At 60.1% G+C, this 15842-nt stretch carries 18 protein-coding genes; 6 read left to right on the top strand and 12 right to left on the bottom strand.

Annotated features, from left to right (window positions below):
- The first annotated feature begins 130 nt into the window (after positions 1-130).
- The 6 genes from hemA (at position 131) to ACA072_RS24300 (ending at position 5497) form a co-directional block, all read left to right on the top strand.
- Positions 131-1420, top strand: coding sequence for a glutamyl-tRNA reductase (hemA, locus tag ACA072_RS24325; protein WP_462028676.1), 1290 nt, complete (start codon positions 131-133; stop codon positions 1418-1420).
- Positions 1417-2499, top strand: coding sequence for a peptide chain release factor 1 (gene prfA / locus ACA072_RS24320; protein WP_497621108.1), 1083 nt, complete (start codon positions 1417-1419; stop codon positions 2497-2499). Before hemA ends, prfA begins: the two co-directional genes overlap by 4 nt.
- Entirely contained in the window at positions 2500-3330 is an 831-nt protein-coding gene (prmC, locus tag ACA072_RS24315) for a peptide chain release factor N(5)-glutamine methyltransferase (RefSeq protein WP_497621106.1), read from the top strand. It abuts the gene before it with no gap.
- Complete coding sequence (locus ACA072_RS24310; protein WP_497621104.1) at positions 3324-4079, top strand: molybdopterin-synthase adenylyltransferase MoeB; 756 nt, start codon at positions 3324-3326, stop codon at positions 4077-4079. Before prmC ends, ACA072_RS24310 begins: the two co-directional genes overlap by 7 nt.
- The gene (gene murI, locus ACA072_RS24305; RefSeq protein ID WP_497313677.1) at positions 4072-4863 is read left to right on the top strand and encodes a glutamate racemase; all 792 of its coding nucleotides are present in this window, start codon (positions 4072-4074) and stop codon (positions 4861-4863) included. Before ACA072_RS24310 ends, murI begins: the two co-directional genes overlap by 8 nt.
- Positions 4864-4978: 115 nt before the next feature.
- The gene (locus ACA072_RS24300) at positions 4979-5497 is read left to right on the top strand and encodes an acyloxyacyl hydrolase (RefSeq protein ID WP_497621103.1); all 519 of its coding nucleotides are present in this window, start codon (positions 4979-4981) and stop codon (positions 5495-5497) included.
- Positions 5498-5625: 128 nt separating this feature from the next.
- Here ACA072_RS24300 and ACA072_RS24295 read toward each other — a convergent pair whose 3' ends face one another.
- From ACA072_RS24295 to ACA072_RS24240, 12 genes are all read right to left on the bottom strand, one after another.
- Complete coding sequence (locus tag ACA072_RS24295; protein ID WP_497621101.1) at positions 5626-5931, bottom strand: YkgJ family cysteine cluster protein; 306 nt, start codon at positions 5929-5931, stop codon at positions 5626-5628.
- 53 nt (positions 5932-5984) lie between these two features.
- On the bottom strand, positions 5985-6488 hold the full coding sequence (locus tag ACA072_RS24290) for a DUF2878 domain-containing protein (RefSeq protein WP_497621099.1): 504 nt from the start codon (positions 6486-6488) through the stop codon (positions 5985-5987).
- Complete coding sequence (locus ACA072_RS24285; RefSeq protein ID WP_497621097.1) at positions 6481-7752, bottom strand: class I SAM-dependent methyltransferase; 1272 nt, start codon at positions 7750-7752, stop codon at positions 6481-6483. Before ACA072_RS24285 ends, ACA072_RS24290 begins: the two co-directional genes overlap by 8 nt.
- Positions 7739-8554 carry a DUF1365 domain-containing protein gene (locus ACA072_RS24280; RefSeq protein ID WP_497621095.1) on the bottom strand — a complete coding sequence of 272 codons (816 nt, stop codon included), beginning with the start codon at positions 8552-8554 and terminating at the stop codon, positions 7739-7741. The genes ACA072_RS24285 and ACA072_RS24280 overlap by 14 nt, the downstream gene beginning before the upstream one ends.
- The gene (locus ACA072_RS24275; protein ID WP_497621093.1) at positions 8551-9798 is read right to left on the bottom strand and encodes an NAD(P)/FAD-dependent oxidoreductase; all 1248 of its coding nucleotides are present in this window, start codon (positions 9796-9798) and stop codon (positions 8551-8553) included. Before ACA072_RS24275 ends, ACA072_RS24280 begins: the two co-directional genes overlap by 4 nt.
- Positions 9795-10577 (bottom strand): SDR family NAD(P)-dependent oxidoreductase, encoded by a 783-nt coding sequence (locus ACA072_RS24270; RefSeq protein ID WP_497621092.1) that lies wholly within the window; start codon positions 10575-10577, stop codon positions 9795-9797. Before ACA072_RS24270 ends, ACA072_RS24275 begins: the two co-directional genes overlap by 4 nt.
- Positions 10574-10996, bottom strand: a complete 423-nt coding sequence (locus ACA072_RS24265) for a nuclear transport factor 2 family protein (protein ID WP_497621090.1) — start codon at positions 10994-10996, stop codon at positions 10574-10576. The genes ACA072_RS24270 and ACA072_RS24265 overlap by 4 nt, the downstream gene beginning before the upstream one ends.
- Positions 10989-12434: a deoxyribodipyrimidine photo-lyase gene (phrB, locus tag ACA072_RS24260; protein WP_497625040.1), complete on the bottom strand. Its 1446-nt coding sequence runs from the start codon at positions 12432-12434 to the stop codon at positions 10989-10991. Before phrB ends, ACA072_RS24265 begins: the two co-directional genes overlap by 8 nt.
- A 20-nt stretch (positions 12435-12454) precedes the next feature.
- Positions 12455-13396 (bottom strand): MerR family transcriptional regulator, encoded by a 942-nt coding sequence (locus ACA072_RS24255; RefSeq protein WP_497621088.1) that lies wholly within the window; start codon positions 13394-13396, stop codon positions 12455-12457.
- Positions 13396-14358 carry a YbgA family protein gene (locus ACA072_RS24250; RefSeq protein WP_497621087.1) on the bottom strand — a complete coding sequence of 321 codons (963 nt, stop codon included), beginning with the start codon at positions 14356-14358 and terminating at the stop codon, positions 13396-13398. Before ACA072_RS24250 ends, ACA072_RS24255 begins: the two co-directional genes overlap by 1 nt.
- Positions 14359-14514: 156 nt before the next feature.
- A complete protein-coding gene (locus ACA072_RS24245) occupies positions 14515-14730 on the bottom strand; it encodes a TIGR02450 family Trp-rich protein (protein ID WP_497621086.1) in 216 nt (71 codons plus the stop codon).
- On the bottom strand, positions 14727-15713 hold the full coding sequence (locus ACA072_RS24240; RefSeq protein WP_497621084.1) for an NAD(P)/FAD-dependent oxidoreductase: 987 nt from the start codon (positions 15711-15713) through the stop codon (positions 14727-14729). The genes ACA072_RS24245 and ACA072_RS24240 overlap by 4 nt, the downstream gene beginning before the upstream one ends.
- Positions 15714-15842 lie beyond the last annotated feature (129 nt).

Here is a 15842-nt window from a genome sequence, read left to right as displayed (position 1 = left end):
GCCAAACATAACCGAGTCTCGATGGATGCCTTTATAGAGGCAGGTCATTGGGACAATAGTCAGCGGTAGTTGTTCTGGCTCTGTCGAAGTAGGACAATTGCCGGCTTCACGTCACCATCAGCGACCTTGAATGGCCTTCCTTGCACTCGGTATCAACCACAAGACTGCGTCAGTAGACGTCCGCGAGCGCGTGGCCTTTACCCCTGAGCAGCTGGTGGAGGCCTTGCAGCAGCTCTGCCGACTCACCGACAGCCGCGAAGCTGCGATCCTCTCCACCTGCAATCGCAGTGAACTGTATATAGAACAGGATCACCTTTCGGCTGACATCGTGTTGCGCTGGCTGGCTGATTATCATCATTTAAGCCTCGAAGAGCTGCGCGCGAGCGCTTATGTGCACGAAGATGATGCGGCAGTTCGTCACATGATGCGGGTCGCCTCCGGGCTCGACTCGCTGGTGCTGGGCGAACCGCAGATTCTCGGCCAGATGAAATCGGCCTACGCCGTGGCCCGTGAGGCCGGCACCATCGGTCCGTTGCTCGGGCGTTTGTTTCAGGCGACGTTCAATGCCGCCAAGCAAGTGCGCACCGACACGGCCATCGGCGAGAACCCGGTGTCCGTGGCGTTTGCCGCGGTCAGCCTGGCGAAACAGATTTTCAGTGACTTGCAACGCAGCCAGGCCTTGCTGATCGGCGCTGGCGAGACCATCACCCTGGTCGCCCGCCACCTGCATGAACTGGGTGTGAAGCGCATCGTGGTCGCAAACCGGACCCTGGAACGCGCGAGCATCCTGGCCGAACAGTTTGGCGCCCATGCCGTTTTGCTCTCGGACATCCCGGCCGAGCTGGTGCGCAGCGACATTGTCATCAGCTCCACCGCCAGCCAGTTGCCGATTCTCGGCAAGGGCGCCGTGGAAAGCGCCTTGAAACTGCGCAAGCACAAACCGATCTTCATGGTAGACATCGCTGTACCACGCGATATCGAGCCTGAAGTCGGCGAGTTGGACGACGTTTACCTGTATAGCGTCGACGATCTCCACGAAGTGGTCGCCGAGAACCTCAAGAGTCGCCAGGGCGCTGCCCAAGCGGCGGAAGAGATGGTCTCGGTCGGCGCCGAAGATTTCATGGTCCGCCTGCGCGAACTGGCGGCGGTGGATGTACTCAAGGCCTATCGCCAACAAAGCGAGCGCATGCGCGACGAAGAATTGCAGAAGGCCCAGCGCATGCTGGCCAACGGCAGCAGCGCCGAAGACGTGCTGGTGCAACTGGCGCGCGGCCTGACCAACAAACTCCTGCACGCCCCGAGCGTTCAGTTGAAAAAGCTTTCTGCCGAAGGCCGCCTCGATGCGCTGGCCATGGCTCAGGAACTCTTTGCCCTGAATGAGGGCTCATCGGATAGCTTTTCGGATAAGAAACCGCAATGAAAGCGTCACTGCTCAATAAGCTGGACATCCTCCAGGACCGTTTCGAGGAATTGACCGCCTTGCTCGGCGATGGCGAAGTCATTTCCGATCAGGCCAAATTCCGCGCTTATTCCAAGGAATACGCGGAAGTCGAACCGATTGTCTCCACCTATAAACAGCTGCTCAAAGTGCAAGGTGACCTCGAAGGCGCCCAGGCACTGCTCAAGGACAGCGACCCGGACATGCGCGAAATGGCCGTGGAAGAAGTTCGCGAAGCCAAAGAGCAACTGATCGACATCGAAGCCAGCCTGCAACGCATGCTGCTGCCTAAGGACCCGAACGACGGGCGCAACGTGTTTCTCGAAATTCGTGCCGGCACCGGTGGTGACGAGGCGGCGATTTTTTCCGGCGACCTGTTTCGCATGTATTCGCGTTATGCCGAGCGGCGTGGCTGGCGGGTGGAAATCCTCTCCGAGAACATCGGCGAGCATGGCGGCTATAAAGAAGTCATCGCCCGGGTTGAAGGCGAAAACGTCTACGGCAAACTGAAGTTCGAATCCGGCGCGCACCGCGTGCAACGGGTTCCGGCCACCGAATCCCAGGGTCGCATCCATACCTCGGCCTGCACCGTGGCCGTGTTACCCGAGCCGGATGAACAGGAAACGATCGAAATCAACCCGGCGGATTTGCGGGTCGATACGTATCGTTCCTCCGGTGCCGGTGGCCAGCACGTCAACAAGACCGACTCGGCGATCCGCATCACGCACTTGCCGTCCGGCATTGTCGTGGAGTGCCAGGAAGAACGTTCCCAGCACAAGAACCGCGCCCGGGCGATGTCATGGCTGTCGGCCAAACTCAACGATCAGCAGACCAGCGCCGCCGCGAACGCCATCGCCAGCGAGCGTAAGTTGCTGGTCGGATCGGGTGATCGCTCCGAGCGCATTCGTACCTACAACTTTGCCCAGGGCCGGGTGACCGATCACCGGGTCAACCTGACGCTGTATTCCCTCGACGAAATCCTTGCGGGTGGCGTTGAAGCGGTGATCGAACCGTTACTGGCCGAGTTCCAGGCCGATCAATTGGCAGCGATAGGTGAGTAAATGACGATCATTGCCAGTTTGTTGCGCGCCGCCGATTTGCCCGACTCGCCCACGGCGCGCCTGGATGCCGAATTGTTGCTGGCCGCTGCCTTGGGCAAGTCCCGCAGCTTTCTGCACACCTGGCCGGAACGCATTGTGCCGAGCGAAGCGGCGCTGAAATTTGCCGAGTACCTGCAACGTCGTCGTGGCGGTGAGCCGGTGGCTTACATTCTGGGGCAGCAAGGGTTCTGGAAGCTTGATCTGGAAGTCGCGCCGCACACGCTGATCCCACGCCCGGACACCGAATTACTGGTGGAAGCCGCGCTGGAGTTGTTGCCGGCCACACCGGCCAACGTGCTCGACCTCGGTACCGGCAGCGGCGCTATTGCGTTGGCCCTGGCCAGCGAGCGTCCGGCGTGGAATGTGACTGCCGTGGATCGCGTACTCGAAGCCGTGGCGTTGGCCGAGCGCAATCGCCAGCGCCTGCACTTGAACAACGCCACGGTGCTGAGCAGCCATTGGTTCAGCGCCCTGGACGGTCAGCGTTTTCAACTGATCATCAGCAATCCGCCTTACATCGCCTCCGCCGATCCGCATCTGGTGGAAGGCGATGTGCGCTTCGAACCGGCCAGCGCCCTGGTGGCTGGCGTCGACGGGCTCGACGATCTGCGTCTGATCGTCGCTCAGGCGCCGGATTATCTGGAGGCGGGTGGCTGGCTGATGCTCGAACACGGTTACGATCAAGCCAATGCAGTACGCGATTTGCTGCTGACCCGCGGCTTTGAGCAAGTCCACAGCCGCACCGATCTGGGCGGTCACGAACGTATCAGCCTGGGGCGCCTGCCGTGCTGAATGATCAGGAATTGTTGCGCTATAGCCGGCAGATTCTGTTGCAACACGTCGACATCGACGGCCAGTTGCGACTGAAGGAAAGCCGCGTGTTGATCGTCGGCCTCGGCGGTCTCGGCTCACCGGTTGCGCTTTATCTGGCAGCGGCCGGTGTCGGCGAGCTGCACCTGGCAGACTTCGACACCGTCGACCTGACCAACCTGCAACGCCAGATCGTTCACGACACCGACAGCGTTGGCCTGAGCAAGGTCGATTCAGCAATCCGCCGTTTGAGCGCAATCAATCCCGAGATCCAGTTGATCGCCCATCGCACCGCGCTGGACGAAGATTCCCTGGCCGCCGCCGTGGCTGCGGTGGATTTGGTGCTGGACTGCTCCGACAATTTTTCCACCCGCGAAGCGGTCAATGCCGCGTGCGTTGTTACCGGCAAACCGCTGGTCAGCGGCGCGGCGATTCGCCTTGAAGGGCAACTGTCGGTGTTCGACCCGCGTCGCCCGGAAAGCCCGTGCTATCACTGTTTATACGGTCACGGCAGCGAAGCCGAATTGACCTGCAGCGAAGCCGGCGTCGTCGGTCCACTGGTTGGGTTGGTCGGCAGCCTCCAGGCGCTGGAAGCCCTGAAACTGCTGGTGGGTTTTGGTGAGCCGCTGGTGGGGCGCCTGTTGTTGATCGATGCCTTGGGCTCGCGCTTTCGTGAATTGCGGGTCAAGCGTGATCCGGGCTGTAGCGTCTGTGGTTCGAAACATGCGTGAAGCGCCGATCGGCGTGTTCGACTCCGGCGTCGGTGGGCTTTCGGTGTTGGCCGAGATCCAGCGCTTGTTGCCCAACGAGTCTCTGCTGTACGTCGCCGATTGCGGCAACATTCCCTACGGTGAGAAAACCCCGGCATTCATCCAGCAGCGTTGCAGCGTGATGGCCGAATTTTTCCAGCAGCAGGGCGCCAAGGCCTTGGTGCTGGCCTGTAACACGGCGACCGTCGCTGGCGTTGCAGACTTGCGACGCGATTATCCCGAGTGGCCCATCGTCGGCATGGAACCCGCCGTCAAACCGGCCGCTGCCGCCACCCGCAGTGGGGTGGTCGGCGTACTCGCCACCACCGGCACGTTGCAGAGCGCCAAGTTTGCCGCTTTGCTCGATCGATTCGCCACCGATGTCCGCGTTATCACTCAGCCGTGCCCCGGCCTGGTGGAGCTGATTGAAAACGGCGATCTGCACAGCGAAGCATTGCGTCATTTACTGGCCGGGTATGTCGGCCCGCTGCTCGGCGCCGGGTGCGACACAATAATTCTCGGCTGCACGCATTATCCCTTCCTAAAGCCTTTGCTTAAGCAGATGATCCCGGATGACATCAGCTTGATCGACACGGGCGCCGCTGTCGCGCGGCAACTTCAGCGCCTGTTGGCCGAGCGTGAATTGCTCGCCGAGGGGCCTGCCCGTGCTGCGCAGTTCTGGACGAGTGCCGATCCGGAGCATTTCAGAAATATCTTGCCGATCCTGTGGAATACCGCTGGCGTTGTGCAAAGCTTCAAGGGGTAAACAAAAATCCTGGGGCAAACGAATAATTGGGGTGAACTTCTGATTAAACGTCGACTTCTATAGCGGTGAGCAACAAAAAAAACCTTACGAAATCGTTCGGAAAAGGATGTTTCTAATGAAGCGACTATTCTGCTTGGCCGCGATTGCGGCCGCACTGTTGGGGCAAAGTTTTACCGCGCAGGCGGCCGGCGTGGAGTTCGCGGTCGGCCAGACCAGCGAGTCGACCATGACCTATCGATTGGGCATGCAATTCGATTGGGACAAGAGCTGGCTGCAGAGTGATTTTGGTCGTTTGACCGGTTACTGGAGCGGCGCCTACACCTACTGGGAGGGTGACGAGGCCTCCAGCAACCACAGCCTGTCGTTCTCGCCGGTGCTGGTTTACGAATTTTCCGGCCAGACCGTCAAGCCCTACGTGGAATTGGGCGTTGGCGTCGCGGTGTTCGCCAATACTGAAGTCGAAAACAATCAACTCGGCAGTGCCTTTCAGTTCGAAGACCGGTTCGGCTTCGGCCTGCGCTTTGCGGGCGGGCATGAAGTCGGGATTCGTGCGACGCACTATTCCAATGCCGGGCTCAGTAGCCCGAACAACGGTGTAGAAAGCTACGCGCTGCACTACACGATGCCGCTCTAAGACTCGATGCTATAAATGTGGGAGCGGGCTTGCTCGCGAAAGCGGTTTAACATTCAACGCTGATGTTGACTGATAGTCCGCTTTCGCGAGCAAGCCCGCTCCCACATTAGATCTTCGTTAGTCTGAATTCAGCGATACACCGTGGTAATCCCCTGGCGTTCATCGATGCATTCCGGTGCGCCCATCTCGAATTCACGGCAGATCAGCGGGCGCTTTTCGTAGATGGTGCACATCATGCTGTTGCGATCCAGCGCAGCGCACCAGCCGTCATCCAGACGCAGCATGACTTCCCCGCCCCAATCATCGGTATCGATAAAACGTTCGGGCACGCCCGTGTCGGTGATCAGCATGACTTCGAGCTGGCAGCAGCAGGCTGCGCAGGTCGAGCACGTGACGGCCGGCTCGGCGATTTGCGTGTGAGGAATGGTTTTCATGGCGCGCAGTGTAAGGCAGTGGGCCGGTGCTGTGTGAAAGGCCTGACGGACGCTTAGTTGCGAGTGTCCGCCGCCAGCCGTTGCGCCATGAAATGCAGCGCGGGAAACAGCACGGCCCACAGCAGCCCGAGGCCCACCAGCGTGGGCACCTGACCATAAGGAAACTGCACGTCCGCCAGTTTCCCGCCCGCGAAATACGACAGCGGTCCACCCACCGCGCCCAGCAGGCTGCCAAGCCACCAAGGATTCGCGGTCCATTGCAGGCAATGGCGCAAGGTCGTTGCCAGTAACGCCCACAACAGCATCAGCCACAGCGGAATCAAGGGCGTGACGTCGGTGAAGTCGAACACCCCCAGCCAACGCAATGAACTGTCGACGGTGGTGCCCAGCAGCACAACACTGAGGATCAGTCGGCCTTCATCCGCCCAGCGACTTATCCACAGCAGATGAATCACCAGCGCCGCCAGCGCCACTAATAACCACAGGCTGTTGCCGCCCGCCACGCAGGCAAACCAGCCGAGCTGAAACAACGCGGCATTGGCCACTCGCTCAAGCATCGAAGCGGCCCAGCAGCGGCGCGGGCATCGCCGACGGTTTGGCCAGCAGCAACTGCGCGGTGCCGATAGTGCGCTCCAGGAATCCCCCTTCGCAGTAGCACAGATAGAATTCCCACAACCGCAGGAAATAATCGTCGTAGCCCAACTCGCTCAAGCGCCCTTGGGCCCGGCGAAAATTCTCATGCCACAGGCGCAGGGTTCGGGCGTAGTGCAGGCCGAAATCCTCCATGTGCAGCAAATTCATGTCGGTGTCGCGGCTGATGACTTCCAGCATCTTCTGCACACAGGGCAGGGCGCCGCCGGGGAAGATGTAACGCTGAATGAAATCGACGCTGCCCTTGGCCTGTTCGTAGCGCTGTTCGCGGATGGTGATCGCCTGCAACAGCATCAAGCCGTTACTTTTGAGCAACTGCGCGCATTGCTTGAAATAGACCGGCAGGAAGCGATGACCAACCGCTTCGATCATTTCGATCGACACCAGCTTGTCGTACTGCCCGGTGAGGTCGCGGTAATCCTTGAGCAGCAGCGTGACCTGGTCTTGCAGGCCGAGGGCTTCGATGCGTTGCGCAGTAAAGGCGTACTGTTCTTTTGAAAGCGTGGTGGTGGTGACCTTGCAGCCGTAATGCTGCGCCGCGTAAAGCGCCATGCTGCCCCAGCCGGTGCCGATTTCCAGCAAGTGATCACTGGGCTTCAGTGCCAGTTTCTGGCAGATCCGCTCCAGCTTGTTCAACTGCGCCTGTTCCAGGCTGTCTTCGTCCGTCAGGAACTGCGCGGCGGAATACATCATGGTGGGATCGAGAAATTGTTCGAACAGGTCGTTGCCCAGGTCGTAGTGGGCGGCGATGTTTTTCTGCGAGCCCTTGCGCGTATTGCGATTGAGCCAGTGCAGCCCCTGGACGAAGGGCCGGCCGAGTTTCGCCAGGCCGCCTTCCAGCGCATCCAGCACCTCAAGGTTGCTGACGAATACGCGGACCACCGCGGTCAGGTCCGGCGAACTCCAATAACCATGGATGTACGCTTCGCCAGCGCCGATCGACCCATTGCCCGCCACCAGTCCCCATGCCGCCGCGTCGAGAATATCGATCTCACCGATCAATGGACTGCCTGCGGTGCCGAAGACGTGCCGTTCACCGTTTTCGATGACTACCAGTTGTCCATGCTTGAGGTGCGTCAGTTGCCGCAGCACGCCACGGCGCAGCAACGAGCCGGTCAGGCCGTTGGTGCTGAGCAGATTGAATTTGGCCGAGGCACTAGAGGATTTCATGACGGCGATCCTTGGGAGGCACCATGGCGGTCTGGAAGCTGCCATCGGCAGCCTGATGAGCAAAGATCGGTGCGCGTTTGAGCAGCAGGCGCAGGGCCTGCCAATAGATCGCCAGGCAGGTTTTCGCCGTCATCCACGGGAAGCGCCGCAAGTAACGGTGCAGGCTGGCGCGATTCAGTACTTCGCGTTTGAGGTTGAGCGTGGCGTCGAACAATTTCAGTTCGCCTTGCCAGTCCGCCATGTGCACGCCGAGCTTTTTTGCGGCGGGGCTGAAGCTCATGCGGTATTCCAGATCGGGTGGCAAAAACGGCGAGACGTGGAACGCCTTTGCCACCGCGAAATGTTGATGGAAATCGCCCAGATTCACTGGGGCCCTGGCCGGCAACACATAGTGATATCGCTCGCGCCACGGGGTGTTGGTGACTTCGCAAACGATCGCCGCCAGTTGCCCGTCAGCCTCATGGCAATAGAAAAAACTCACCGGGTTGAACGACAGGCCCCAACTGCGTGCCTGGGTCAGCAGGCAAACCGAACCTTGCGGTGCATGGCCAATGGCCTGGCTGACCAGTTGGCGCACCGCATCAACCAGGCGCGTGCCGTTGCCGGTATAGGTCTTGAGATAATCGCTCTCGCGAAACGAGAACGGTGCGAAGCGACTGCTGCCCGAGAGCGGCGACAAACCGAGCACGGCGTCCTGTTCGTCGAGGTCCAGGTACAACAGGCCGATCCGGTACCGGAAGGCATGAGGCTTTGGGGCGAACCGCCGATGGGCGATCCAGCCGCTGTAGAGGGCGCTGTTCACAACACTTCGCCAAACGAGCGGGCAACGCGCAATGCGCTGACCACGCCGTCTTCATGGAAACCGTTGGCCCAATAGGCGCCGCAATAGTAAGAATGCTGCGCGCCGTCCAATTCTTCCCAGCGGTTTTGCGCGGCGACGGCTGCCAGGCTGAATTGCGGATGGGCGTAGGTGTATTTGCCGAGCACTTTGCTCGGGCTGATGCCCGCGCTCTGGTTGAGGCTGACGCAGAACGTGGTGTCGCTGTGGATGCCTTGCAGGATGTTCATGTCATAGGTGACGGCGGTCTGTGTGTGACCCGGGCCACCGAGGCGATAATTCCAGCTGGCCCAGGCCAGTTTTCGTGTGGGCAGCAGGTGTGTGTCGGTGTGCAGTACCACTTCGTTGTCGGCGTAGGGCAGGGCGCTGAGGATCGAGTGTTCGGCATCACTGGGCCTGGCCAACAGCTTCAGGGCCTGATCGCTGTGGCAGGCCAACACCACTTTGTCGAATCGCTCGCGGCCGGCGGCGCTGTGGATAAAAACGCCTTCCTCATCGCGCTCGACTCGGGTCACTGGGCAGCCGAGACGAATCTTGTCTTTGAATGTTGCCGTCAATGGCTCGATGTAAGCCCTTGAGCCCCCTTCGATCACCCGCCATTGCGGGCGATTGCTGACGGACAGCAGGCCATGATTCTTGAAAAACCTGACAAAAAATTGCAGCGGGAAACCGAGCATGTCGGCCATGGACATCGACCAGATCGCGGCGCCCATCGGCACGATGTAATGGAGGATGAAGCGCTCGCCATAGCGGCCGTTTTTCAGATAATCGTCCAGCGTGGTGTCGGCGGCGATCCGACCTTCGGCGAGGTCGCGCTGCGCTTCTTTGTTGAAGCGCAGAATGTCTCGCAACATGCCCCAGAACCCCGGCGACAACAGGTTGCGGCGTTGGGCGAACAGGCTGTTGAAGGTGTTGCCGTTGTACTCAAGCCCGGTGTCCGGGTCCATCACCGAAAAGCTCATTTGCGTCGGTTTGAATGCGACACCGATCTGGCCCAGCAGGCGAATGAAATTCGGGTAAGTCCAGTCATTGAACACAATGAAACCGGTGTCCACGGCGTAGCGCTGGCCATCGACAGTCACGTCCACGGTGTGGGTGTGACCGCCGATCCGGTCGCTGGCCTCGAACAGGGTGATCTCATGCCTGCGATTGAGCAGGTAGGCGCTGGTCAGCCCCGAGATCCCGCTGCCGATAATGGCGATGTTCATGGCACATCCCGGATCGGCGGACTGCTGCGCACCATGCGTTTGCCAATCGCCAGTTTCACGCAGTTGGGCATTTTCGACAGGGGCCAGAGAGCCGCCATGAACAATCCCGGAAAGGCGATCTCCAGTGGACGGCGCTTGAGTTTGGCGAAAATGTGCCGTGCGGCTTTGGCCACGGGCCAACTGAGCGGCATAGGGAAATCGTTTTTCGCGGTCAGCGGGGTCTCGACAAACCCAGGGCTGACCACCGTGACTTCGATGCCTTCCGGCGCAAGGTCAATGCGCAGGGATTCGAACAGGTAACGCAGCCCGGCCTTCGACGCGCCATAGGCTTCGGCCCGTGGCAGGGGCAGGTAGGTCACCGAACTGGCGACGCCCACCAGATGCGGCGCAGTGCCCTTGCGCAGCAGGGGCAAGGCCGCCTCGATGCAATAGGCGCTCGCGAGCAGATTGGTGCGCACCACGTGCTCGACGATCGACGCATCGAACTGCTGGACGTCGACGTATTCGCAGGTGCCGGCATTGAGGATGACCGTGTCCAGAGAGCCCCAGGCATGCGCAATGTGTTCACCGATTTCGCGCACCGTCTGACTGTCAGTCAGGTCGCCAGGCACGACCAGCACTTGCCCGGGATAACGCAGGGACAAGACTTTCAGCACCGCTTTGGAGCGCGAACTCACGGCCAGGTGAGCGCCGGTTTTCAGTATTTCTTCGGCCAGCGAAGCGCCAATGCCACTGCTGGCGCCCGTCAACCAGTATCGCCGTGGAGGTGTAAGGCTCATCCCATTCTCCTTTTCAGCCAGGCAATCGCCCGACCCAATACGGGTAAGTGTTCATAAAGCAGTGCCCCGGCATCGAAGTAATCCCGGTGGCGGTAAACCTTGTCGCGCCAAAGCAGATGCGAGCAGCCGTCAACGTGAATCAACTGGCCGCCGCTCAGGCGCGGATGGCGGTAACTCATGACCCAGCGCAGATACCCTTCGCCTTCACCGGTCTGATCGAAGCCGCGAAAATCGAAACGCAGCTCGGTGACGTTGGCGTAGAGCTCGGCGAAGTAGCTGCGCAACTGTCCGAGCCCTTGCACGTCGTGCAGCGGATCGGTGAAGTGCACGTCTTCGGTGTAGAGCTCACTCAGGCGTTGCAGATTGTCTTTGTCCAACTGCGCGAACTGCCGGGCAAAATGCCGCAGGAAATCACTCATAGGCACCCCCTGCGCTCTGTCGCGATGGCAGGTTCTTGAACGCCGCCAAGGCTCGTTGGCGACTGGTACTTAGATTGACGATTGGCGATGGATAATCCGCAACCCCGAACAAGCCGCCGACATTCGCCGGGTTGTGCACTTCTTTCTTGTTCAGCCCGGCCAGTTCCGGCAGCCAGTGCTTGATGAACACGCCTTCGGCGTCGAATTTTTCCGACTGACTCAGCGGGTTGAAGATGCGGAAATAGGGGGCTGAATCAGTGCCGGTGGAAGCACTCCACTGCCAGCCGCCGTTGTTCGCCGCCAGGTCGCCGTCGATCAAGTGGCGCATGAAAAAGCGTTCGCCTTCGCGCCAGTCGATCAGCAGGTTCTTGGTCAGGAACATCGCCACCACCATGCGCAAGCGGTTGTGCATCCAGCCGGTTTCGAGCAATTGGCGCATGGCCGCGTCGATGATCGGCAGGCCGGTACGGGCTTGCTGCCAGGCCAGCAGTTCTTCCGGGGCGTCGCGCCAGGCCAGGGCTTCGGTTTCCGGGCGGAAGGCGCGATGACGCGAAACCCGTGGGTAGCCCACCAGAACGTGTTTGTAGAACTCGCGCCACAGCAACTCGTTGATCCAGGTGACCGCACCCACCTTGCCGCTTTCGAACTCGCCTTGATTACTTTGCAGGGCGGCGTGCAAACACTGCCGCGGGGAAATCACCCCGGCGGCGAGATAGGCCGAGAGCTGGCTGGTGCCGGGTTTGGCCGGGAAGTCGCGCTCGTTCTTGTAGTAGTCGATTTGTGCATCGGCGAAAGTGTAGAGGCGGCGGCGGGCTTCGGCCTCACCGGCTGGCCAGAGCTTGCGCAAGTTGTCGCTGGGCGTTTCGAAACCTTCCACGCTCGACGGAATATCGTCACTGCTGATGTTCAATGGATCCTGGACGGCCGGTGCAGCAACCCGTCCAGGAAGAGAGCGGTGCAGGCGTTCGTAGCAGACCTTTCGGAACTGGCTGAAGACCTGGAAGTAAGTGCCGGTCTTGGTCAGCACGGTGCCGGGTTTGAACAACAATTGATCGAGGTAGCTTAAGAAATCGATGCCATGGGCCTTCAGCGTTTCGGCCACCGCCGTATCGCGACGGCTTTCATGAATGCCGTATTCCTCGTTGACGTGCACTGCGCCAATCTTCAATTGCTGACACAGCTCAAGCAGAACGTTCGGCGCCTCATCCCAGCGAGGGGCCTGGCGGATCAGCAGGGGAATGTTCAGTTCGCCCAGCGCGCGGCTCAGCTGCCCCAGGTTGCGCAGCCAGAAATCCACTTTGCACGGCGCATCGTCGTGTTCCAGCCATTGCTCCGGGCTCGACAGATAGACAGCCACCGTCGGGCCGCGCGCTGCGGCGGCCGAGAGGGCGGTATTGTCATGGAGGCGCAAGTCGCTGCGCAGCCAGATCAATTGCAGGTTGGTGTTCGCACGATTCATTAAATAAGCCCACGCTTAACCAGTTCCTGGTGAGCCGACAGCGGGTCTTCGGCCAGGAACAAATCAACTGTTTCGGAAGTTTTTGCGGACAGCTCGGCGTGGTGAATGCATACCGTTGGTCCGGCAATTATTTTTGGGCAACTGACACCATTCAAAAGTTTCGGCAGCTGCGAAAGATTCATGGCTTTGCTGGAATACAGCAGTACGCCGCGGGCCTGCAGGTGATCGACCGCCAGCGCGAGTTCGCCCGCCGGCAGCGGCCAGTCGAAGACTTCCACCGGGCAATCGGCGCTGCTGATCAGCCACGCGGTCAGCCACAGGCAGGGTTCCAGTGGCAGGTCTGAATGATTGATCAACAGCAGCGGGGCGGTCCGTAACTGACGATTGTTATGGTAGATGCGTGCGCCGAATTTGCTGCGCAGCCAGGAATAGAAAAATACCCGCTCCATCTGCGCGCCGAACTGGCCCTGCCAGCGTTGCTCCAGTTCCGCCAGCAACGGCATCAGCAGTTGTTCGCACAAGGTGCGCGGCGGATACAGCGCCATGGCTTGGTTGACGGTGTCATCAAGCGTGCGTTCATTCAGTTGGGTCACCGCTTGCAGCAACGTCTGGCCCAGCACCTGCCAATCATTTTCGACGGTTTCGGCAAAGGCCTGCGGCGTGTCGAGCAGTTGCTTGACCTGGCTGACGGCCACGCCACGATTGAGCCAAGTGAGGATCGCCAGGATCCGTTGCACGTGTTCGGCTGAAAACAGGCGATGCCCCTTGGGCGTGCGCTGGGGCACGATCAGCCCGTAACGTCGTTCCCAGGCTCGCAGGGTCACGGCGTTCACGCCGGTCTGGCGCGCCACTTCGCGAATCGGCAACCAGCCTTCGTCCAGGGCTTTCTTGAAGTCATCGCCGAGGTCTTCCCGGGCGCTGGTGTCGAGTGGGCTTTTCATTAGATTGCGTTTCGCAGACTGAGGTTTTCCGGGTGCGGCTGAAGGTAAACCTGCTGCGCGATATACGGATCCGGATGTTGGCGGAAGTAATGTTTGAGCAATGTCAGTGGCACCACCAGCGGCACGATGCCGTGCCGGTATTGGCCGATGACGTGCTGCATTTCCTGTTTGTCTTCGGGACTGATGACTTGTTTGAGGTAACCACTGATGTGTTGCAGGACATTGGTGTGGGTGCGGCGCGTGGCGCATTTTTTCAATGCCGACATCAACTCGCTGAAATAGCGCGGGCCGATGTCGGCGGGATCGGACTGGCCCATGTTGCCCAGCAGGTTACCCAGGGTTTTGTACTGCATCGGGTTGTGGGCCATCAGCAGGTATTTGTAGCGCGAGTGGAAGTCCGTGAGGCCGCGCCGGGTCAAGCCTTCTTGCAGCAACTGCTGCCAGGCGCTGTAGGCGAACACGCGGGTGAGGAAGTTTTCGCGCAGCACCGGGTCGTTGAGGCGGCCATCTTCTTCCACCGGCAAATCCGGATGCAGGGCGCAGAAGGCCTGGGCGAAGATGCCGCGACCACCACCGTCCACCGGCGACCCGTTGGTGTGGTAGACCTTGACCCGGTCGAGGCCGCAGGAAGGGGATTTCTGCATGAAGATATAGCCGCAGATATCGTCCAGTTCCGCGGCCATTTTCTGACCGTACTCGGCGAGCGGCCGGGTGACGTTGATCTCGGGGTGGACGGTGCCGACCGCCTCGGGATGTTCGGGATTGCCGATCAGGCGGATCGGTTCGCGAGGAATACCCAGGCCGATGGCGACTTCCGGACACACCGGGACGAACTCGAAATACTCAGTGAGGGTTCGGCGGCACAGCCGTGATTCCTTGTGCCCGCCGTTGAAACGCACTTCGGCCCCCATCAAGCAGGCGCTGATGGCGATTTTCGGTTGGGTCGCTGGCTGTACGCGCATCGGAGCACCTCGAATCCAGACATGTACAGAGTCGCGGCTCTGTACAACTTTGTCTTCATCATAGATTCAAAGGTGTACAAGTCAATTTTTTTGTATAAGTTTTTGAGAGGAGTGCAATGCTCATGTGGGAGCGGGCTTGCTCGCTCCCACAGGGATCTACTTCCAGCCCAGTATCCAGTCGTCGTTTTTTTTCAGAGCCTGCCAGGCTAAACGCTCACTGCGCTGGGTCAACACCGCCTGCAACTCGACGTCCAGCACCGTGCCTTCCTCATCACGGAACAGCTCGGTTACCAGAAAATGTTTTTCGCGGTTTTGCGGGTGGGCTGCTGTCCATTTCGACAGCAGCAATTTACTCGGGTTAATGCGATTCACTGCAAGTGCTCATGTAACCGTCGTGCAGCTTCCTGGCCACTGAGCCAGGCACCTTCGACACGCCCGGACAAGCACCAGTCGCCACACACATACAGGCCCAGATCGGCATCGGCCAGGGCGCCCCATTCGTGACTGCTGGCGGGACGCGCGTAAAGCCAGCGGTGCGCGAGGCTGAAAGTCGGGGCCGGCATGGCGCTGTGCAACAGCTCGGCAAAGGCGCCATGCAGTTGCTCGATCACTGCCTCCTTGGGCAGGTCGATGTGTTGCCGGCTCCAGGCGCTGGTCGCATGCAGCACCCAGGTGTCGAGGGTGTTGTCGCGCCCGGGTTTGCTGCGGTTGCGCGCCAGCCAGTCGAGCGGGCTGTCCTGCACGAAGCAACCTTCCATGGGGGTGTCCAGCGGTGTATCGAACGCCAGCGCGACTGCCCAGGTCGGTTCCATTTTTACCCCGGCGGCGGCCCCGGCGAGTTTCGGCGCGGAGGCCAGCAGTGCTGTGGCTTGAGGCGCCGGCGTGGCAATCACCACATGACTGAACGGACCATGGGTGAACCCTTCGGCGTCTTGCAGATGCCAGTGTTCTTCACCGCGATACACCTCGGTGATCCGACAGGCGAAATGCACTTCCAGATCTCCGAGCAGACCGCGTGTGATGGCGCTCATACGTGGCGTACCGACCCAGCGTGTCTGTTCGTCCGGCGACAGGTTGAGCTGGCCGCCGTGGAAGGTGTAGAGCTGCGGCGTCCATTCGGCGACCCAGCCCTGGGTTTGCCAACGCTGGACCTCGGTGACGAAGCGACGGTCGCGGGCGGTGAAATACTGAGCGCCCATGTCCAGGGCACCCGCATCGCTGCGCTTGCTCGACATGCGTCCGCCACTGCCGCGGCTTTTATCGAAAAGTTGAACGACATGCCCTGTATCTGTCAGGGCTTGCGCGGCTGAGAGCCCGGCGATGCCGGTGCCGATGATTGCGATAGGTACAGTCATAGGGGCCTCGTTTACCTTTCTGTACAGACTACGCCGTGGTTGAAACCTGTACAATATTGTTTTTTGGTATAACTTTTAGCGTTCTCGATCTGACAGCTTGGCCTATTGTTAAACACAGACACTGCCCGA

This window comes from Pseudomonas sp. LBUM1656, assembly GCF_059716065.1.
The sequence above is the reverse complement of the archived record's forward strand: the minus strand, read 5'-3'. Positions and strand labels throughout refer to the sequence as shown.